Below are 19,332 nucleotides of genomic sequence, written 5' to 3'. Positions count from 1 at the left end.
AACTATGTTCTTTTTTATATGAAATTTCATGTACCAGAATGAAAGAACTTGCAATCGTACCGTTAAAATTGTTAAGATTGGATATAATCAATAGATGGAGTATATTACATAAAGAGAGTTGAATGATATGGGAGAAATGCAACGCGAAAAGGTTGCTGTCATCATTGGACCAACTGCTGTTGGAAAGACGAAGTTAAGTATTGACCTTGCCAAAGCGTTGAATGGTGAAATTATAAGTGGAGATTCCATGCAGATTTATCGCACGATGGACATTGGAACAGCAAAGGTGACAAAAGAAGAGATGGACGGAATTCCACATTATATGGTCGATATAAAAGATCCGGAAGATTCATTTTCTGTCGCAGAATTTCAAGAACGTGTTCGTAAACATATTCGAGAAATTACAGAGCGGGGTAAATTACCGATTATTGTTGGTGGAACCGGTCTTTATATACAATCAGTTTTATTCGATTATCAGTTTACAGATGATGCTGGTGATGCTATATACCGAGAGCAAATGGAAAAGCTAGCTCAAGAACGTGGTGTGGAATATGTACATGAAAAATTGCAAGAAGTAGATCCAGAAAGCGCGGAGCGTATTCATGCTAATAATGTGCGTCGTGTCATTCGGGCGTTAGAAATTTTCCACACGACGGGCGAAAAAATGAGTGATCAACTCGAAAAACAAGAAAACGAGTTATTATATGATGTTTCATTAATTGGCTTGACAATGGATCGAGAAATGCTATACGATCGCATTAACTTACGAGTGGATTTAATGATGGAACAAGGTTTATTAGAGGAAGTAGAAGGGCTGTATAATCGTGGGATAAGAGATTGTCAATCTATTCAAGCGATTGGGTATAAAGAGGTATATGATTATTTTGAGAATCGTGTCTCTTTAGAAGAAGCGGTATCACAATTAAAGACGAATTCACGTCGTTATGCAAAACGTCAATTAACGTGGTTCCGTAATAAAATGGATGTCACATGGTTTGATGTTACAGATGGTGAAAAAACGTCAGAAATTTTACGATACATAGAAGGAAAGTTACAACTAAAGTCGAATAATAGTAAGTAGAGAAAAAGAGGAGGATTCGACATGAAGCAATCAATCAATATTCAAGATCAGTTTTTAAATCAACTCCGTAAAGAAAATACGTTTGTTACGCTGTACTTATTAAATGGTTTCCAGCTTCGTGGATTAATTAAAGGATTTGATAATTTTACAGTCCTACTGGAAACAGAAGGTAAGCAACAGCTTATTTATAAACATGCAATTTCTACATTCGTACCACAAAAAAATGTTTCGATTGAATTAGAGTAGTAATGAATTATTGTACATAACAAAAAAAGAGCGAGTTTCTCGCTCTTTTTTTATTTGTCATAAACAATACATAGTGAAATTTAAGCGATTCTAAATACAGTAAGGCGAATGTTAGTATTTCCTGTTGCAGGGATCGTAATCTCGTTAAGAGTAGATTGGACAGAGATGTTTGCACCAGCTGCTAACGTTTCAATTGTAGTAAATGAAAGTGAGTCACCTATTAAACTTGAAGAGAAGTTGTCAGTTGCGACTGCTCCATTAATTGAAATTCCTACTCCAAGTGGAGCACATCCTGGCGCAGTTGTAGCGATGGATACGCTAATTACATAAATGCCAGCGTTAATAACAGTAACTGTATTTGTGCCGTTAAAGATCATATTGTTTACGTTAATTGCAGTACTAAAAATAAAGTTATTAAATTGCAGTACTGTTTGTTGAATGTTATTTGTTACAACAATTGTTGCTACAGGGAAGCTAGGTCCAGTAGGTCCAGTAGGCCCAGTAGGTCCGCCAGAAGGTCCGGTTGGTCCAGTAACTCCTATACCAGTAGCGCCAGTGGCACCCGTTGGTCCTTGGATACCTTGAACACCTTGAGGTCCGGTAGCACCAGTAGCACCTGTGTTACCTTGAACGCCTTGAGGTCCGGTAGCACCAGTAGCACCTGTGTTACCTTGAACGCCTTGAGGTCCGGTAGCGCCAGTAGCGCCTGTGTTACCTTGAGCGCCTTGAGGTCCGGTAGCACCAGTAGCACCTGTGTTACCTTGAACGCCTTGAGGTCCGGTAGCGCCAGTAGCGCCTGTGTTACCTTGAGCGCCTTGAGGTCCAGTAGCGCCCGTGTTACCTTGAACGCCTTGAGGTCCGGTAGCGCCAGTAGCGCCTGTGTTACCTTGAGCGCCTTGAGGCCCCGTGGCACCAGTAGCACCCGTGTTACCTTGAATACCTTGAGGCCCGGTAGCGCCTGTGTTACCTTGAGCACCTTGAGGCCCGGTAGCGCCTGTGTTACCTTGAGCACCTTGAGGTCCGGTAGCCCCCGTAGCCCCCGTGTTACCTTGAACACCTTGAGGTCCAGTAGGTCCAGTAGGTCCACCAGAAGGTCCAGTAGGTCCGGTAACTCCTATACCAGTAGCGCCAGTAGCACCTGTGTTACCTTGAACACCTTGAGGTCCAGTGGCACCAGTAGCGCCAGTAGCACCTGTGTTACCTTGAGGTCCAGTAGCACCCGTGGCACCTGTGTTACCTTGAACACCTTGAGGTCCAGTAGCGCCAGTGGCACCAGTAGCACCAGTGTTACCTTGAACACCTTGAGGTCCAGTGGCACCAGTAGCGCCAGTAGCACCTGTGTTACCTTGAGGTCCAGTAGCCCCCGTGGCACCTGTGTTACCTTGAACACCTTGAGGTCCAGTGGCACCAGTAGCGCCAGTAGCACCTGTGTTACCTTGAGGTCCAGTAGCCCCCGTGGCACCTGTGTTACCTTGAACGCCTTGAGGTCCAGTAGCGCCCGTGGCACCGGTAGCCCCCGTGTTACCTTGAATACCTTGAGGTCCCGTGGCACCAGTAGCCCCTGTGTTACCTTGAATACCTTGAGGTCCCGTGGCACCAGTAGCACCAGTAGCACCAGTGTTACCTTGAACGCCTTGAGGTCCGGTAGCGCCCGTGGCACCAGTAGCACCTGTGTTACCTTGAACACCTTGAGGTCCAGTAGCGCCCGTGGCACCAGTAGCACCAGTGTTACCTTGAACGCCTTGAGGTCCAGTAGCGCCCGTGGCACCAGTAGCACCAGTGTTACCTTGAACACCTTGAGGTCCAGTGGCACCAGTAGCGCCAGTAGCACCAGTGTTACCTTGAGGTCCAGTAGCACCCGTGGCACCAGTGTTACCTTGAACACCTTGAGGTCCAGTAGCGCCAGTGGCACCGGTAGCCCCCGTGTTACCTTGAACGCCTTGAGGTCCAGTAGCGCCAGTGGCACCAGTAGCACCAGTAGCACCTGTGTTACCTTGAGGTCCAGTAGCACCCGTGGCACCAGTGTTACCTTGAACACCTTGAGGTCCAGTAGCGCCAGTGGCACCGGTAGCCCCAGTAGCACCTGTGTTACCTTGAACGCCTTGAGGTCCAGTAGCGCCAGTGGCACCAGTAGCACCTGTGTTACCTTGAACACCTTGAGGTCCAGTGGCACCAGTAGCGCCAGTAGCCCCTGTGTTACCTTGAGGTCCAGTAGCACCCGTGGCACCTGTGTTACCTTGAACGCCTTGAGGTCCAGTAGCGCCAGTGGCACCGGTAGCCCCCGTGTTACCTTGAACGCCTTGAGGTCCAGTAGCGCCAGTGGCACCGGTAGCCCCCGTGTTACCTTGAATACCTTGAGGTCCCGTGGCACCAGTAGCCCCTGTGTTACCTTGAATACCTTGAGGTCCCGTGGCACCAGTAGCACCAGTAGCCCCTGTGTTACCTTGAACGCCTTGAGGTCCGGTAGCGCCCGTGGCACCAGTAGCCCCTGTGTTACCTTGAACACCTTGAGGTCCAGTAGCGCCAGTGTTACCTTGAGCACCTTGAGGTCCCGTGGCACCGGTAGCACCAGTAGCGCCAGTGTTACCTTGAACACCTTGAGGTCCAGTAGCGCCCGTGGCACCGGTAGCACCAGTAGCGCCAGTGTTACCTTGAACACCTTGAGGTCCAGTAGCGCCCGTGGCACCGGTAGCACCAGTAGCGCCAGTGTTACCTTGAACACCTTGAGGTCCAGTAGCGCCCGTGGCACCGGTAGCGCCCGTGTTACCTCGAGGTCCAGTAGGTCCAGTAGCACCGGTAGAGCCCGTGTTACCTCGAGGTCCAGTAGGTCCAGTAGCGCCCGTGTTACCTCGAGGTCCAGTAGGTCCAGTAGCACCGGTAGCGCCCGTGTTACCTCGAGGTCCAGTAGGTCCAGTAGCACCGGTAGCGCCCGTGTTACCTCGAGGTCCAGTAGGTCCAGTAGCACCGGTAGCGCCCGTGTTACCTCGAGGTCCAGTAGGTCCAGTAGCACCAGTAGCGCCCGTGTTACCTCGAGGTCCAGTAGGTCCAGTAGCACCGGTAGCGCCCGTGTTACCTCGAGGTCCAGTAGGTCCAGTAGCACCGGTAGCGCCCGTGTTACCTCGAGGTCCAGTAGGTCCAGTAGCACCAGTAGCGCCCGTGTTACCTCGAGGTCCAGTAGGCCCTCTGCCGAACGAAGCTGAATTAACTAGAGTAGTTTGTAACTCTGCAATTAATTTAAGGAGTTCTTGGAGTGTACAATGATCGATTCGGAATAACTTTGTAATGTAAAGTAAATAATTAATTAAAATTTGGAGTTCAACAAATACAGCACTTGCTACGAAGGTTGGATTTCTTAATATAGTTATTAAGTTTTTTATAATAGCTAATCCTTGCGCTTTCAGGGAGGAAGTAGCGTCTAGCGAACAGATGAACTTACTTAGTAGGTTTAATGTATCAATTAAATCTTCGATGTTTTTAGGGGATGGATTAGCGAAAAGTTTTGGAATTATTTTAATTAAATCGTTAATAATCGCTCGAAATGTTCTAATTTGTGCTTTAGAAATTGGGATGGATGGTGTGTTTAAGATTCGTCCGGCACTACTTGGAAAGCATGGTTTGGAGAATTTGTTTTGACTGTCGTCATAACGAGACATTAAATCGCTCCTTTCTAATGAGAATGTGAATGAAACTCATCATAGTAGATGCAAAAATTAGTTAAATGGTCATAATAAAATCGTTTGTTTAAAGAAAAAATAGAAAAAACGCCTTACAATAAGGCGTTTTTTCTATTTTCTGCGTATTTATAATATCGTTTTAGTGAAACTTTTGATTTGAATCCAGCTAGTTTTATAATTTCTGATTCCGGCGTTTCTTTTTTTATTAAGTTTAAAATATAGGTGTTACGAAAGTGTTGCCCTGAGATTCCTTTGCGTAAATTAGCTCTAGCTACTTCAAGGCGAATCATTTTTTGGATAGCGATTTCTGTTAATCCCTTCGGTGAATCATTTTCGTATACCCATCTGTATGTTCCGCGGTTAAAATCGAATGCGACAAACAGTGGGTCATTACTATGGTATTTTGGACGAACGGGTTCAGGGATGCTTTTGTAGTATGTGTATAATTGCTTTTTGTCTTCTTTTGTTAATGTAATCGTTCTTTCTACTCCTGCGGTTGCTGGGATAGATAATGTATTAGTTTCAAAGTGAACATGATACATAGTTAATGCTGTAAGCTCTTGTAGGGATAAACCATAGTCAATTAATAGGTTTAAAATAGTGATATTACGATCCATCAATAAAGGTCGTACAGGACGTTGTTTTTCTGATAGTCCTTCCAATGAAGTGACGATACGCTTTAATTTTTTTTCTTCATTAGATGAAATAAAATCTTCATTTCGTAGTGCGCGATCTGGTTGAATGGAAATTTCCATATTCTTTAATGGATTAGGGATGTTTAGGAAATGATTCATTCTATTTAGTACAATAAATACACGATGCATCGTCTTTTCTGAGTAGTTTCGATTCGTTTTTAAGTCGGAAAAGTAATCTTCGTAGTCTTTTGTACAAAGTGTAGCCCATATATTACTGGAAGGGAGCTTTTTGTTTTTTTCTAACCAATGTCCGAAATCTTCAATGTCATAAACATAACGTTTAATGGTTGAGGTTTTTCGGCCTTTATTCAATAAAAAAATAGAAAAGGCTTGTATTGTATCATGGAATTCCGTTGTCTCCATAGTCCCACCACCTTAATTATTTCTTATATTATAGCAAATTTTTCTGAAAATAGGCATTTGTAAGAAGGACGGGAATAATAATATGTGTTGAGTGGATAAAGTGAAACTTTAATCAGTGGGGGGGTGTTCATCCTCCGCTGATTATCAGCCCACACCAATCGGGCATTTACGGGCAGTTATCCCCCGCCTAACTTCCTCGCATTCGCTGAATTTTGAGGTGGGAGTCTTACTGCCTGCAAATTGCGGGATAAAATGAGGTGATTGTATGGAACAATCGATGCGAAAGAAAAATAATAATCAAATTAATATTGTGTTAAACCATCGAAAGAAAATTTCTTTACCAGCATCAGAAAATAAAACGGAAATTTCAAATGAAACTACAATTAAACATGAGATGCTGCAAAGAATTGAAGAAGAGATGGGGAAACTCGTTGGGATGGATGATATAAAAAAGATAATAAAAGAAATATATGCTTGGATTTATGTAAATAAAAAAAGACAAGAAATGGGATTGAAATCTGAGAAGCAAGTACTCCATATGTTGTTTAAAGGGAATCCAGGTACAGGAAAGACAACTGTTGCTAGAATGATAGGGAAATTGTTGTTTGAGATGAATATTCTATCAAAAGGGCATTTAGTTGAAGCGGAACGTGCTGATCTTGTAGGAGAATACATTGGCCATACGGCTCAAAAAACAAGAGATTTAATAAAAAAAGCAATGGGAGGTATTTTGTTTATTGATGAGGCGTATTCTTTAGCTCGAGGTGGAGAGAAGGATTTTGGAAAGGAAGCAATTGATACGCTCGTAAAGCATATGGAGGATAAACAACATGGTTTTGTATTGATTTTGGCTGGGTATTCAAGAGAGATGAATCACTTCCTTTCATTAAATCCAGGACTGCAATCTCGTTTTCCGTTTATTATTGAGTTTGCGGATTATTCGGTAAATCAGTTGTTGGAAATTGGGAAGAGAATGTATGAAGAGCGTGAATACCAGTTATCAAAGGAAGCGGAATGGAAATTTAGAGATCATTTACATGCTGTAAAGTATTCGTCGCAAATTACATCGTTTAGTAATGGCCGATACGTACGGAATATTGTTGAAAAATCGATTCGTACACAGGCTATGCGGTTGTTGCAAGAAGATACGTATGATAAGTATGATTTAATTGGAATATCAAGTGTTGATTTAATGTTGGAAGAGGAGACGCACAGTACATAAACTGTGCGTCTGTTTTTTGTGCATATGTTCGTTTATTCTTTTTTTTCTTTTTCTTGGTGAGATTTATGGAAACGTTCCATTTTAGCGCTCTTTTCGTGTGCTGAATTAGAATCGTGCCCAAATTGGTTTACTGAGCTTTTTTGAGCTCCTTTATTAACGTGGTTTGTCATTTGTATTCACCTCACTTTAAAAATTAGTATAAACATTAAGTAAAGAAAAAATCGTTAGAAAAGAAAAACCTCTTTACGATATGTAAAGAGGTTAGAATTGCTATTTATGCATTGAACGTTCGTTTGTGTCGATACGTCGATGCGGTAAATGCCATTTGTAATGAATAGAAAGCATGCGGAAGCAAACAATTAAAATGAATAAGGTGTAAAGAGCCCAATCACTAACAATAATTTGAGCCCCAATTAAGAAGCCTGCTAGAATCGTCCAAAAAGCATATACTTCAGCTCGAAGGACGAGAGGTTTTCTACGGGCTAAAAGATCGCGAATAATCCCGCCGCCAATACCGGTTAAAACAGCTGCTACGATTGTAGCGCTAATGGGTAAATTTAGTTTTTGAGCATATAATGCCCCTTGTATGGCGAATGCTGATAAGCCGATAGCGTCAGTAATGTTTTCCCATTTTTTCCAATGTTTAATTAATTTATTTGGAAAAAGAAAAATAATTGTCATTGATAAAAGTGCGATTTGGAATAACATGTCTTGTTGCCAAAACGCGACAATCGGATAACCGATTAGTAAATTACGAAGGGCACCTCCCCCAAATGCGGTTGCCATTCCTAAAATATACACCCCGAAAATGTCATAATCCTCTTCCATTGCAACAATGGCTCCGCTTAGTGCGAATGCGATTGTGCCTATGATGCTAAAAATCTCCCATGCCATGAATTTTCTCCCCCGCTAACTAGATGAAATGTGCTTCCTCTGCTATTATATTAGAAGGTTTAAATTTCGAAAAGGATGAGTGAACATATTTGATGGAAGAAAAAGAAAAAGTCATATTAGTAGGCTGTCAATTACAGCAAGATGACGATGAACAGTTTATGCATTCCATGAAAGAACTTGCATCGTTAGCAAAGACTGCGCGAGCGAAAGTGTTAGTGTCAACAACGCAAAAACGACCGAAGTTTCATCCAGTGACTTATATAGGTAAAGGTAAATTAGAAGAGCTTACAATGTTAACAGAAGAATTAGAGCCGGATGTTATTATATTTAATAACGAGTTAACGCCGAGTCAAATTCGGAATTTATCCTCAGTATTAGATGCAAGAGTAATCGATCGAACGCAACTCATATTAGATATTTTTGCGCAACGTGCGAAGTCGAGAGAGGGTAAGCTTCAAGTGGAGTTAGCCCAGTTGCAATATACAATGCCGCGTCTAATGGGGCAAGGTTTGTCTTTATCACGTCTTGGTGGTGGTATTGGAACAAGAGGGCCGGGTGAGACGAAACTTGAGACGGATCGTCGTCATATTCGATCGCGTATTGATGAAATAAAGAAACAACTTGCGGTTGTTGTGGAACATCGAAAAAGATACCGTGAGAGAAGAAAAGACAATAAAGTATTTCAAGTTTCATTAATAGGATATACAAATGCAGGGAAATCGACGCTATTTAATAGATTAACGGAAGCGGATACGTTTGAAGAAAACTTATTGTTTGCAACGTTAGATCCGACAACAAGGAAGATGCCGTTACCTTCTGGTTATACAGTGTTGCTAACTGATACGGTTGGTTTTATACAAGATTTACCTACGTCGTTAATTGCAGCTTTTCGTTCAACACTAGAAGAAGCTGGTGAAGCAGATGTTATTTTACATGTTGTTGATTCTGCAGATCCAAACTATGTAGGGCATGAGAAAACGGTAAAGAAGTTATTGTCAGAACTTGAAATTAATCATATTCCGATTATTACGTTATACAATAAAAAAGATGCATTACATCAAAATTTTATTCCGTTTCCGAAAAGCGACTTCTTAATGACTAGTGCTTTTGAAGAAATCGATTTATTACATATAAAAGAAGCGATAGAAACGAAAATGAAGGAAGAAATGGATCCATATCAAGTGGAGATTCCTCCGAGTGAAGGTAAGTTGTTAACGTTATTAAAGACGGAAACTCTATTAACAAAGATGGAATTTCTGGAAGATAAATTTGTATATAGTTGTACAGGATATATATTTGCCTATTCGCCATATAATGGGCAGTTAAAGAGATTTTTAGTGGAAGAAGGAGAAAATGATAATGTTTGATCGTTTAAAAAATGGAGAAAAAATGGCTCCTATTGTAAAAGAAGTAGAAAGTCAAATTACAGAAGTGCATAAACGTGCAGATGAAGTGATTGAAAGTAATCAATTTCGTGTATTAGAAAGTTTTCGTAAACATAAAATTAGTGACTCGCATTTTATTCCAACGACTGGCTATGGATATGACGATATTGGTCGTGACACATTAGAAAAAGTGTATGCTGATGTATTTGGAGCGGAAGCGGGTCTTGTTCGTCCGCAAATTATTTCGGGGACTCATGCGATTTCAACAGCTTTATTTGGTATTTTACGTCCGGGAGATGAGCTACTATACATAACGGGGAAACCGTATGATACGTTAGAGGAAATCGTTGGTGTACGCGGAAAAGGTGTAGGGTCATTTAAAGAATATAATATCGGTTATAACGCAGTTTCGTTAACGGAAGAGGGGCTTGTGGACTTTGAAGCTGTTGCGGCTGCGATTCATAGTAATACGAAGATGATTGGTATTCAGCGCTCAAAGGGATATGCTACTCGTCCGTCGTTTACTATTTCTCAAATTAAAGAGATGATTTCGTTTGTTAAGGAAATTAAACCTGATGTAGTTGTATTTGTTGACAACTGTTATGGCGAGTTTATTGAAGAACAAGAGCCGTGCCATGTAGGTGCAGATTTAATGGCGGGCTCGCTTATTAAAAACCCAGGCGGTGGAATCGTTAAAACTGGTGGTTACATTGTTGGGAAAGAACAATATGTTGAAGCATGTGCATATCGTTTAACATCTCCAGGGATTGGTGCTGAAGCAGGGGCATCTTTATACAGTTTACAAGAAATGTACCAAGGGTTCTTCTTAGCGCCGCATGTAGCGGGACAAGCACTAAAAGGTGCAATCTTTACAGCGGCATTTTTAGAAAAGTTAGGAATGAACACGTCACCAGCGTGGAATGCGCCAAGAACGGACTTAATTCAATCTGTTCAATTCGATGATAAAGATCGTATGATTGCCTTTTGTCAAGCGATTCAATATGCATCTCCGATTAATTCTCATTTCACTCCGTACGCAAACTATATGCCGGGTTATGAAGATGATGTAATTATGGCTGCGGGAACGTTTATTCAAGGTGCAAGTATTGAATTGTCGGCTGATGGCCCAATTCGTCCGCCTTACGTTGCTTATGTACAGGGTGGATTAACGTATTCTCATGTGAAGATTGCAATTTGTTCTGCGATTGATGCGTTAATCGAAAAAAAATTATTAACAATTTCTTAAAGGGAAGCTGTCGATTTCGGCAGCTTTTTTCGTGTAAAAGTAATGATTTGTGCCATTAGAAAAAAGAATGAAAAAAAACTTTAAAAAATCATGTAAGAAAAGCTAACATCTATTGACACTAAACATAACATAATATAAAATGAGAAGCAGTTAAGGCGAAGGAGGAACTGAAACAATGAAAGAAGATAGACGTTCTGCCCCGCTGTTTCCTATTGGTATTGTTATGGATTTAACACAATTGTCTGCACGTCAAATTCGCTACTATGAAGAGCACAATCTTGTTTCTCCAACCCGTACAAAGGGGAATCGTAGATTATTTTCATTTAACGATGTAGATAAGTTGTTAGAGATTAAAGATTTATTAGATCAAGGCTTAAATATGGCTGGTATTAAGCAAGTGTTACTAATGAAAGAAAATCAAACAGAAGCAGTGAAAGTAAAAGAAGAAACGAAAGAAATTTCAAAAACGGAGCTTCGCAAAATACTTCGAGATGAACTACAACATACAGGTAGATTTAATCGAACTTCATTGCGACAAGGTGACATTTCAAGGTTTTTTCACTAAAGATAACTGATTCTGAAGGTGTTTAGAGGGACTAAGGAGGAATTTATAATGGCTAGGTACACAAAAGAAGATATTTTCCGTTTGGCGAAAGAAGAGAATGTAAAGTATATCCGTCTGCAATTTACGGACCTTTTAGGAGTAATTAAAAACGTAGAAATTCCAGTGAGCCAATTAACAAAAGCTCTTGATAACAAAATGATGTTTGATGGATCTTCTATTGAAGGTTTCGTACGTATTGAAGAATCTGATATGTATTTATATCCGGATTTAGATACTTGGGTAATTTTCCCTTGGACAGCTGAAAAAGGTAAAGTAGCTCGTTTAATCTGTGATATTTATACTGCAGATGGTGCTCCATTTGACGGAGATCCACGTAACAATTTAAAACGTGTATTAAAAGAAATGGAAGCTTTAGGATTCTCAGATTTCAATCTTGGACCAGAGCCAGAATTCTTCCTATTCAAAGTTGATGAAAAAGGAAATCCAACATTAGAATTAAACGATAACGGTGGATACTTCGACCTTGCGCCGATGGATCTAGGGGAAAACTGTCGTCGTGATATCGTTCTTGAGCTTGAAGAAATGGGCTTTGAAATTGAAGCGTCTCACCATGAAGTTGCACCAGGTCAACACGAAATTGACTTTAAATATGCAAATGCAATTCGCTCATGTGATGACATTCAAACATTCAAACTTGTTGTAAAAACAATTGCTCGTAAACATGGTTTACATGCAACATTTATGCCAAAACCATTATACGGTGTGAACGGTTCAGGTATGCACTGTAACTTATCACTATTTAAAAATGGTGAGAACGTATTCTTCGATCAAAACGGTGATTTACAATTAAGTGATGATGCTCGTCACTTTATCGCAGGTATTTTAAAACATGCACCAGCATTTACAGCGGTAGCAAACCCAACTGTAAACTCTTACAAACGTTTAGTACCTGGATATGAAGCTCCTTGTTACGTAGCATGGTCTGCACAAAACCGTAGCCCATTAGTACGTATCCCTGCATCTCGTGGTATTAGTACACGCGTAGAAGTACGTAGTGTTGACCCAGCTGCAAACCCATATCTAGTAATGGCTACATTATTAGCTGCAGGTCTTGACGGAATTAAAAATAAATTAACTCCACCAGCTGCAGTAGACCGTAACATCTATGTAATGACAAAAGAAGAGCGCGAAGAAGCAGGTATCGTTGACTTACCAGCAACATTAGCGCAAGCGTTAGTTACATTACAATCTAATGAAGTAGTATGCAGTGCACTAGGAGAACATTTACTTGAGCACTTCATCGAAGCAAAAGAAATTGAGTGGGATATCTTCCGCACACAAGTTCACCAATGGGAACGCGATCAATATATGTCTCTATACTAAGAGAGAAAAAAGCCCTGATACTACGGTATCAGGGCTTTTTTCTTTTTTATAAAGTTAACTTCAAGTGGCGCAAAATGAAAAGAAACCACAAAACAGCCACTAAAAATCTTCAGTATAAGAGTATCTTAATAATAGGGATGGTAATTTCAATAAACCTTTATTAGAATCGGTTCTTTTTTCAATAAATTGCTAGCGCTAAAAATTTAATAATTTTTTACTGCTTGTACAACGCGACCAATGATTTTTACATCTTCAGCTGAAAGGTCGTAAGTCTGTGGTTCATGGATAGGATCATTACTCAATGGTATTAAAGTAATGATGCTTCCAGATTTTGAGATTTTTTTCACAGTTGCATCATAACCATTGACTTTTACAACAGCAATTTGCCCATTCTCAACATAAGGAGTTTCTTCTACCAGAACATAAGAACCATCAGGGAATTCGAGATTCATGCTAGTGCCTTTTACAGTAAGATAAAAATACTTTTTACGCTTATTTAAAAATGTACTTAGCATTGGTAAATAACCCTCGATATTTTCTTCGGCGAATATAGGTGTACCGGCTGCGACAGAACCAATGATTGGGATATGGATAATGTTTGATTGGTCGTTTTGAATGGTTTCATAAATAGAAACTTCTTCTTTAACTGTATTATCCCCTTTAGTTGTGAGCACCTCTAAATCATCAGTAGTGATCCCTAATCCCTTACAAACTTTTATTACATTATCAACAGATGCTTTACCGATTCCTCTTGATAACATTGATTGCAGTGTTGTGGGAGGGAGCCCGATTTTTTCTGCGAAAGCTCTTTTGCTATATCCAGCTTCTTTTATTAAGCGTGTTACAATCTTTGCTTTTTCCATAAACTTCACCATCCTTCTTATAAAATGTATACGATATTGAGTATGTTTGTTACTATCATAACTTAGCTGAATTTATAAGTAAATAGTGTTTTGTACGATATTGAGTGTATTTCCCTATTATATCATTGACTTTGTACGGAAATGCGTATATATTAAAGTGTAAATAAACGCAATTTCGTATAAAAATTAAGGAGGTGAGCTAATGTATCCGAATCTGCGTGCAGAGATGGCGAGAAAAGGGATTGTAATTACCCAAATCTCTTCGCATCTGAATCTTCGCTACGCAACAGTGTGCGACAAAATTAATGGTAAATTTCGTTTTTATTATGATGAGGCTCTTGAAATTAAGGAAACCTTTTTTCCTGATCATAATTTAGAATATCTTTTTGAATTTGAAGAAAACAAGCCGAATTGTAGTGTGAAAAGAAACCCTACTTTTTTGGAACATAAAATATTGAATTTTTAACTCAATAACGAAATTATTAAGCAAAGCTTTATTGGAGAGTTAAGGAAATATTTTATATTAAATCACATAATTTGAATGTTGAGGATTGGTTAATGCCCAAGAAAACTGGTAAATAATAACACTTGATGCAAGGGTATGTAAATGTAAGGAAGGTAATTGAAAATTAAAGATGAGGAGGAGATCAGAATGGATCACTTAACCGAAGTATTAGTACATAGTGAACTAGTATTTGAAGTTAATGGTGAGGTAGTAACGGATAGTTTGGTAATTGCGAAAACGTTCGGGAAAGATCATTACTACGTTTTGGAGGATATTGTAAAAATATTGTATATGCGGGTGAAGAATTTGCGCAAGGAAATTCTTACGAGTCCACTTATATCAATTCACAGGGTGAGCGCATGTCTAAATACAATTTAACTGAAGAAGCTTTCGTATTACTTGCTATGGGGTATAACTCTAGAGAAGCTGTGCAAACGAAAATAAAATGTATTGAAGAGTTCAAACGGATGAGGAGGTATATACAAAGTCAGAACAAAATACCAAAGGATGCTATGGGAGTCCTAAAGTTAACGTTTGCAGCTTTAGAAGGACATACGCAAGAAATACAAGAGATTAAGACTGAAGTGAAGGGGTTACGAGAAAACGCTCCGCTATACGCCATTGAATGTGACGAAATAACAAAGGCTGTAAAAAGGTTAGGTTTTTTGTTATTGGGGGGTAAAAATTCGAATTCTTATCAGGATAACAGTCTTAGAAAAAAGCTGTATAGCGATATTTATAGTCAATTACATCGAGAGTTTGGTGTGAATAGTTATAAAGCTATTAAACGTAATCATTTGGATAGAGCTATACAAATAATTAATGAAGAATATTCAATTCCAACAGTTTTAAATGAAGAAATTAAAGTTAAAAACTCACAAATAAATATGGCAGAATTTCAATAGGAGGAAGAAACATGCAACGGAAAATTTTAGTGATTACTGGCAATTTAGTAGGTCTACCAACTGTCAGTGAATTTAAAACAAAAGATGCCGCAAAACAGCAGATTAAAAAGCTTATCCAAAAAGGAATAAGTCCAAATGTTATTCGTATAACACAAGAAATTTCTATGAATATCGAAATTCAAGTTGATGTTGAATTTGAGGAATAAGAAAGATTTAGGAGAAAAAATATGGATAGCATGATGGATTTAAATGAGTACATAAAAAAAGAATCCGTTGCAGCGGATTCTATAAAAAAATATCTCTGAATAAGTATAACATTGAATATCGATTTTGAGAATTTATGAGGTGACTAGTATGGGGATTATTCGAGTGAAAAAAGATAGTAATTATTCCGTCATAAATAATACTGGTTTAAAAGATAAAAGGTTGTCATGGAAGGCAAAAGGAATTTTGGCTTATACACTTACACTACCAGATGATTGGACTTTTCATATTAGTGAATTAGCTCAACATGCAAAGGATGGAGAAGATTCATTACGTACAGGTTTTAAAGAACTAAAAGAATTAGGGTATGTAAAGCGTTATCCCGTTCGTGATGAACATACAAAAAAAATTAAAAGATGGGATACGGAAATTTATGAAACACCACAAAAGAGAATTCCACAAGTGGAAAAGCAAGATGTAGGAAAGCCATATGAGGAAAATCCGACACTACTAAATATCAATAAACTAAATACTAAAATACAAAATACTAATCATGATGATAAGGATAAATTAGAATCTCATATATTATTCGGTAGAGAGTTTAAAAAAAATTATAATTTTTTAAAAGAGAGAGGCATTCCGTTAAGTGAAATTGCATTTACGGAGTTAGGCGATTTTTGTGATTTGTTTAGTAGTGAGTTAATTCAGTATGCAACTAATAAAGCTATTGATGAGAATGCACCAAGATGGAACTACGTTAAAGCTATATTGAGTAATTGGAAGGAGCAAAAAGTTAAAACATTTGCTGATGTGACCGCGCTAGATAGACGTTTCAAAATGAGTAAGAATAAGAAATTTAATGAATCAGGTAGAAATTATTCGACTAGAAAAGAGCTTGTCCCAGATTGGTTATATAAAGATGACGAACACACGAATCAAGAAGTGGAAAGAAAACCCGCGCAGTACACTGAGGAAGAGCGTGAGAGATTAAAAGAGGTATTAAATAAATATAAGTCTTAAGAAAAGATAAAATGGTCGACGACTTTGGTGTTTAAAAATGTATTATCTTAATGCTAAGATTAAATGATTATATTCTTCAAAAATGTTTGATGTATATTAAACATCTTTGAAGATATTCGTGAATGTTTGGAGCAAGTATTAACAATTTGTGATTTCTGTTTGATTATTAATGTCTTACAAGGATTGTTCGAAGGGTGTTTTTCATTATCTATTCAGGAGTTAATTACAGTATTGGAATTCTAAAGAGAAAATGAATTTATAAATAGTAGGAAATGGTTGTGTTTATTAAATGAAAGATGTTCTACAAATAACAAAGATTGAAAAAGCCAATAAGGATATAAGTTTTATTAAATTAGTAGTATTTAAATTTACAAAAAGGAAGTAGGTGAATCGTCAGATGTTTGAATGGCTCAAAGATTATAAGAAGTTAGAAGAAGAAATCGCTTATTTAGAATACAACTTAGACAAATCAAAAGCGGAATTAAAGCGCTGGACTAGTGGGGACTTGCAAAATGTACGATTAACCGCTGAGTCGGAAGGGGCTAAGGTAGAAGACCGGATTGAAGCAATTGAATATGAATTAGCTCATAAGATGAATGAAGAATTTGATTTAAAGCTTTTGATGAATAAGTTTGCAGGACTGGATCATCAAATACTTAAAATGAAATATATTGATGGAATGACCTTAGAACAAATAGCATTTGAATTGCATTATAGTACAGGCTATATTCGACGCAAACACGCTGAAATAAGAAAAATTGTCAAGTTTTTAGATGGATTTTAATGTTACCTTTTTGTAGGGTACATGCGGTGTACAGAAAGTATTGAAAAAGTGATTTATAGTAGTAATATAAGATTTCGACGAAAGAGCAACTATTTTTATGGCTGCTCTTTTTGTTGTGAAAGAAGGTGAGCAACATGAAGTAATTTTATAAATTAATGAGTATTGGGCTGATAACCATATGTAGTAAAGTAGTAGTTTTTTAGACAAAAATAATAGTGGAATAAGGAGATGATTAGTAATGAGTATACTAGCTGCTTCAGTTAAAACAAAGAATCTGCCACAACAAGTGTTACGTTGGCAATCAATGGTAGAAAGTGAATGTGCTGCACAAGGTGTTTCTGAGTTAGTTCCTTACGTACTTGGAATTATTATGGTGGAAAGTGGAGGGAACTCTGAAACAACACCGGATATTATGCAGTCAAGTGAATCACAAGGGTGGGCGATGAATACAATCAAGAATCCTAAAGATTCAGTGTATTACGGGGTAAAGCATTTAAAAGGAGCCTTTGATGATGCAAAGAAGAATGGTATTACAGATTTAAGTGCTATTGTTCAATCATATAATTTTGGACGAGCTTACCTTCGTTGGTTAGCTTCTAACAATAAACAACATTCATTACCGGTGGCAGATCAATATTCTAAAACAGTGGTTGCACCATCGCTTGGAAATAAAACTGGTGCTATGGTTAAATATAGTCATCCTATCGCAGTTGCGTACAATGGTGGTTATCGATATAAAAATGGCGGTAATTTTTTCTACGCTGAAATTGTTAAACAATATGTAGATTTTAATGCAGGCGGTGTTCCACAACCAGAAGGAATTGGGTTCGCGAAGTCAATATACTGGGAAGGCTATGGTATTAACTATCATGATAGACCACATGGCAACTATCAGGGAAACTTTACAACAGCAGCAGAAGTATTATACTGGGGTGCGTACTGGGGAGAAGATAATGATGTGTGGTTAGATTTAGGTAGAAGCCGTTGGGTAAAAGCGGAGCATTATTATTGGAGACCTTTCAAAGCAATATCAAAATACCCAGAAGGATATGGAGTAAACTTTTACGATGGAATTAACGGTTCATATAAAGGCCGTATCACTTCAAAAGAACCCCTTACAGTATTCTTCCGTAAAGAAGGCTGGATTGATATTGGTGGGAATAGTTGGGCACCTGAGGAACACTTTGATATTGTAGATATTCGATAAAAAAACAACTCTACCAAGAGTTGTTTTTTATACGTAAACTGTAATGTAGGAAAGAAGAATTAGTCATATAAAATAATAGTTTTTCAAGAGTCTTTGGTAATCTTAATAATATTTAACTTATGGTTAAAAGAATAATATTTTGATGGTAGATAACAATGGAGAAATTCTCTGTTTTGTTCGTTTTAAGGTTGGAAAACCTACAATATATCTAAAAATAATAAATATAGACAATATAAAATAGAAAGGAAGATTCATATGGCAACATTTATTTATCCAACAAATACAACGAGAGTAACAAGTGGTTTTAGAGGTGACAGACCAGATCATCATGGGGTAGATCTTGCTGAAGCAGGCTATCATCCGATTTATGCAGCGGCTAGTGGGAAAGTTAGTCGTTCGTATTTTTCATCTAGTTACGGTGAATGTATTATGATTGTTCATAATATTAATGGAGTTACATGGGAAACTGTATACGCTCACATGCGAAGTGGTTCTCGTACAGTTAAAGAAGGCGATTCTGTTACACAAGGACAAACAATTGGGGTTATGGGAGAAACGGGACAGGCTTATGGTCAGCACTTACATTTTGAAATGCATAAAGGCGGCTGGAATATTAATAAGAGTAATGCTGTGAATCCATTAGACTACTTGGGGAAAGGTGGCGCTGTTGGTACACCGCAACCAGAAGGAATTGGGTTCGCAAAGTCAATATACTGGGAAGGTTATGGTATTAACTATCATGATAGACCACATGGCAACTATCAGGGAAGCTTTACAACAGCAGCAGAAGTATTATACTGGGGTGCGTACTGGGGAGAAGATAATGATGTGTGGTTAGATTTAGGTAGAAGCCGTTGGGTAAAAGCGGAGCATTATTATTGGAGACCTTTCAAAGCAATATCAAAATATCCAGAAGGATATGGAGTAAACTTTTATGATGGAATTAACGGCTCATACAAAGGACGTATTACTTCAAAAGAACCTCTTACAGTATTCTTCCGTAAAGAAGGCTGGATTGATATCGGTGGGAATAGTTGGGCACCTGAGGAACACTTTGACATTGTAGATATTCGATAAAAAAACAACTCTA

18 protein-coding genes and 1 pseudogene are annotated in these 19,332 nt (G+C 38.6%); 14 read left to right on the top strand and 5 right to left on the bottom strand.

Annotation, left to right across the window (positions count from 1 at the left end; all coding sequences use genetic code 11):
• The first annotated feature begins 127 nt into the window (after window positions 1-127).
• Window positions 128-1,081 carry a tRNA (adenosine(37)-N6)-dimethylallyltransferase MiaA gene (miaA, locus tag ACUN26_RS15060; protein WP_000504365.1) on the top strand — a complete coding sequence of 318 codons (954 nt, stop codon included), beginning with the start codon at window positions 128-130 and terminating at the stop codon, window positions 1,079-1,081.
• A 21-nt stretch (window positions 1,082-1,102) separates the two neighbouring features.
• The gene (gene hfq, locus ACUN26_RS15055; RefSeq protein WP_000813896.1) at window positions 1,103-1,327 is read left to right on the top strand and encodes an RNA chaperone Hfq; all 225 of its coding nucleotides are present in this window, start codon (window positions 1,103-1,105) and stop codon (window positions 1,325-1,327) included.
• Window positions 1,328-1,407: 80 nt separating this feature from the next.
• On the opposite strand, the gene ACUN26_RS15050 is transcribed toward hfq, so the two are convergent.
• Both ACUN26_RS15050 and ACUN26_RS15045 read right to left on the bottom strand, forming a co-directional pair.
• Entirely contained in the window at window positions 1,408-4,980 is a 3,573-nt protein-coding gene (locus ACUN26_RS15050) for a Gly-Xaa-Xaa repeat protein (protein ID WP_445540881.1), read from the bottom strand.
• A 113-nt stretch (window positions 4,981-5,093) separates the two neighbouring features.
• Window positions 5,094-6,059, bottom strand: a complete 966-nt coding sequence (locus ACUN26_RS15045; protein WP_000450335.1) for a tyrosine-type recombinase/integrase — start codon at window positions 6,057-6,059, stop codon at window positions 5,094-5,096.
• Between the two features lie 265 nt (window positions 6,060-6,324).
• On the opposite strand from ACUN26_RS15045, the gene spoVK reads away from it, so the two are divergent.
• Complete coding sequence (gene spoVK, locus ACUN26_RS15040; protein WP_000438193.1) at window positions 6,325-7,281, top strand: stage V sporulation protein K; 957 nt, start codon at window positions 6,325-6,327, stop codon at window positions 7,279-7,281.
• Window positions 7,282-7,313: 32 nt separating this feature from the next.
• Here spoVK and ACUN26_RS15035 read toward each other — a convergent pair whose 3' ends face one another.
• Window positions 7,314-7,451, bottom strand: coding sequence for a hypothetical protein (locus tag ACUN26_RS15035; RefSeq protein WP_000181509.1), 138 nt, complete (start codon window positions 7,449-7,451; stop codon window positions 7,314-7,316).
• Window positions 7,452-7,551: 100 nt separating this feature from the next.
• Window positions 7,552-8,175, bottom strand: coding sequence for a trimeric intracellular cation channel family protein (locus tag ACUN26_RS15030; RefSeq protein WP_000312260.1), 624 nt, complete (start codon window positions 8,173-8,175; stop codon window positions 7,552-7,554).
• A 92-nt stretch (window positions 8,176-8,267) separates the two neighbouring features.
• Between ACUN26_RS15030 and hflX the strand changes: the two genes are divergently transcribed.
• The 4 genes from hflX (at window position 8,268) to glnA (ending at window position 12,754) form a co-directional block, all read left to right on the top strand.
• Window positions 8,268-9,542: a GTPase HflX gene (hflX, locus tag ACUN26_RS15025; RefSeq protein WP_000391423.1), complete on the top strand. Its 1,275-nt coding sequence runs from the start codon at window positions 8,268-8,270 to the stop codon at window positions 9,540-9,542.
• Window positions 9,535-10,806, top strand: coding sequence for a methionine gamma-lyase family protein (locus ACUN26_RS15020; protein WP_000460315.1), 1,272 nt, complete (start codon window positions 9,535-9,537; stop codon window positions 10,804-10,806). The genes hflX and ACUN26_RS15020 overlap by 8 nt, the downstream gene beginning before the upstream one ends.
• Before the next feature lie 175 nt (window positions 10,807-10,981).
• Window positions 10,982-11,371: a transcriptional repressor GlnR gene (gene glnR, locus ACUN26_RS15015; protein WP_000656783.1), complete on the top strand. Its 390-nt coding sequence runs from the start codon at window positions 10,982-10,984 to the stop codon at window positions 11,369-11,371.
• Window positions 11,372-11,419: 48 nt separating this feature from the next.
• Window positions 11,420-12,754, top strand: coding sequence for a type I glutamate--ammonia ligase (glnA, locus tag ACUN26_RS15010; RefSeq protein ID WP_000135333.1), 1,335 nt, complete (start codon window positions 11,420-11,422; stop codon window positions 12,752-12,754).
• A gap of 203 nt (window positions 12,755-12,957) precedes the next feature.
• Here the strand turns inward: glnA and ACUN26_RS15005 are convergent, their stop codons facing one another.
• Window positions 12,958-13,617, bottom strand: coding sequence for a LexA family protein (locus ACUN26_RS15005; protein ID WP_000409433.1), 660 nt, complete (start codon window positions 13,615-13,617; stop codon window positions 12,958-12,960).
• A gap of 202 nt (window positions 13,618-13,819) precedes the next feature.
• Here ACUN26_RS15005 and ACUN26_RS15000 point away from each other — a divergent pair, with 202 nt between their 5' ends.
• The 7 genes and pseudogenes from ACUN26_RS15000 to ACUN26_RS14970 all read left to right on the top strand — a co-directional run bounded on the left by ACUN26_RS15000 (window position 13,820) and on the right by ACUN26_RS14970 (window position 19,319).
• Window positions 13,820-14,083, top strand: coding sequence for a hypothetical protein (locus ACUN26_RS15000; protein WP_000283429.1), 264 nt, complete (start codon window positions 13,820-13,822; stop codon window positions 14,081-14,083).
• 186 nt (window positions 14,084-14,269) lie between these two features.
• Window positions 14,270-15,027, top strand: a pseudogene (locus ACUN26_RS14995) (ORF6C domain-containing protein).
• A gap of 11 nt (window positions 15,028-15,038) precedes the next feature.
• Window positions 15,039-15,233, top strand: a complete 195-nt coding sequence (locus ACUN26_RS14990) for a hypothetical protein (protein ID WP_001189063.1) — start codon at window positions 15,039-15,041, stop codon at window positions 15,231-15,233.
• Window positions 15,234-15,381: 148 nt separating this feature from the next.
• Complete coding sequence (locus ACUN26_RS14985; RefSeq protein WP_000511428.1) at window positions 15,382-16,251, top strand: DnaD domain protein; 870 nt, start codon at window positions 15,382-15,384, stop codon at window positions 16,249-16,251.
• Between the two features lie 397 nt (window positions 16,252-16,648).
• Window positions 16,649-17,035: a DUF1492 domain-containing protein gene (locus tag ACUN26_RS14980; RefSeq protein WP_000464428.1), complete on the top strand. Its 387-nt coding sequence runs from the start codon at window positions 16,649-16,651 to the stop codon at window positions 17,033-17,035.
• Window positions 17,036-17,273: 238 nt separating this feature from the next.
• Window positions 17,274-18,242, top strand: a complete 969-nt coding sequence (locus ACUN26_RS14975) for a lysozyme family protein (RefSeq protein WP_000025076.1) — start codon at window positions 17,274-17,276, stop codon at window positions 18,240-18,242.
• 255 nt (window positions 18,243-18,497) lie between these two features.
• Window positions 18,498-19,319, top strand: coding sequence for a M23 family metallopeptidase (locus ACUN26_RS14970; protein WP_000190134.1), 822 nt, complete (start codon window positions 18,498-18,500; stop codon window positions 19,317-19,319).
• The last annotated feature ends 13 nt before the right edge of the window (window positions 19,320-19,332 follow it).

It is taken from the genome of Bacillus sp. WC2503, assembly GCF_052682895.1.
This window is presented reverse-complemented; position numbering and strand designations above follow the sequence as displayed.

Coding starts and splice junctions, on each gene's coding strand:
- ACUN26_RS14980 (WP_000464428.1), top strand. CDS start 16,649: ATGTTTGAATGGCTCAAAGATTATAAGAAGTTAGAAGAAGAAATCGCT.
- ACUN26_RS15030 (WP_000312260.1), bottom strand. CDS start 8,175: ATGGCATGGGAGATTTTTAGCATCATAGGCACAATCGCATTCGCACTA.
- ACUN26_RS15005 (WP_000409433.1), bottom strand. CDS start 13,617: ATGGAAAAAGCAAAGATTGTAACACGCTTAATAAAAGAAGCTGGATAT.
- hfq (WP_000813896.1), top strand. CDS start 1,103: ATGAAGCAATCAATCAATATTCAAGATCAGTTTTTAAATCAACTCCGT.
- spoVK (WP_000438193.1), top strand. CDS start 6,325: ATGGAACAATCGATGCGAAAGAAAAATAATAATCAAATTAATATTGTG.
- ACUN26_RS15045 (WP_000450335.1), bottom strand. CDS start 6,059: ATGGAGACAACGGAATTCCATGATACAATACAAGCCTTTTCTATTTTT.
- miaA (WP_000504365.1), top strand. CDS start 128: ATGGGAGAAATGCAACGCGAAAAGGTTGCTGTCATCATTGGACCAACT.
- glnR (WP_000656783.1), top strand. CDS start 10,982: ATGAAAGAAGATAGACGTTCTGCCCCGCTGTTTCCTATTGGTATTGTT.
- ACUN26_RS14990 (WP_001189063.1), top strand. CDS start 15,039: ATGCAACGGAAAATTTTAGTGATTACTGGCAATTTAGTAGGTCTACCA.
- hflX (WP_000391423.1), top strand. CDS start 8,268: ATGGAAGAAAAAGAAAAAGTCATATTAGTAGGCTGTCAATTACAGCAA.
- ACUN26_RS15020 (WP_000460315.1), top strand. CDS start 9,535: ATGTTTGATCGTTTAAAAAATGGAGAAAAAATGGCTCCTATTGTAAAA.
- glnA (WP_000135333.1), top strand. CDS start 11,420: ATGGCTAGGTACACAAAAGAAGATATTTTCCGTTTGGCGAAAGAAGAG.
- ACUN26_RS15000 (WP_000283429.1), top strand. CDS start 13,820: ATGTATCCGAATCTGCGTGCAGAGATGGCGAGAAAAGGGATTGTAATT.
- ACUN26_RS15035 (WP_000181509.1), bottom strand. CDS start 7,451: ATGACAAACCACGTTAATAAAGGAGCTCAAAAAAGCTCAGTAAACCAA.
- ACUN26_RS15050 (WP_445540881.1), bottom strand. CDS start 4,980: ATGTCTCGTTATGACGACAGTCAAAACAAATTCTCCAAACCATGCTTT.
- ACUN26_RS14970 (WP_000190134.1), top strand. CDS start 18,498: ATGGCAACATTTATTTATCCAACAAATACAACGAGAGTAACAAGTGGT.
- ACUN26_RS14985 (WP_000511428.1), top strand. CDS start 15,382: ATGGGGATTATTCGAGTGAAAAAAGATAGTAATTATTCCGTCATAAAT.
- ACUN26_RS14975 (WP_000025076.1), top strand. CDS start 17,274: ATGAGTATACTAGCTGCTTCAGTTAAAACAAAGAATCTGCCACAACAA.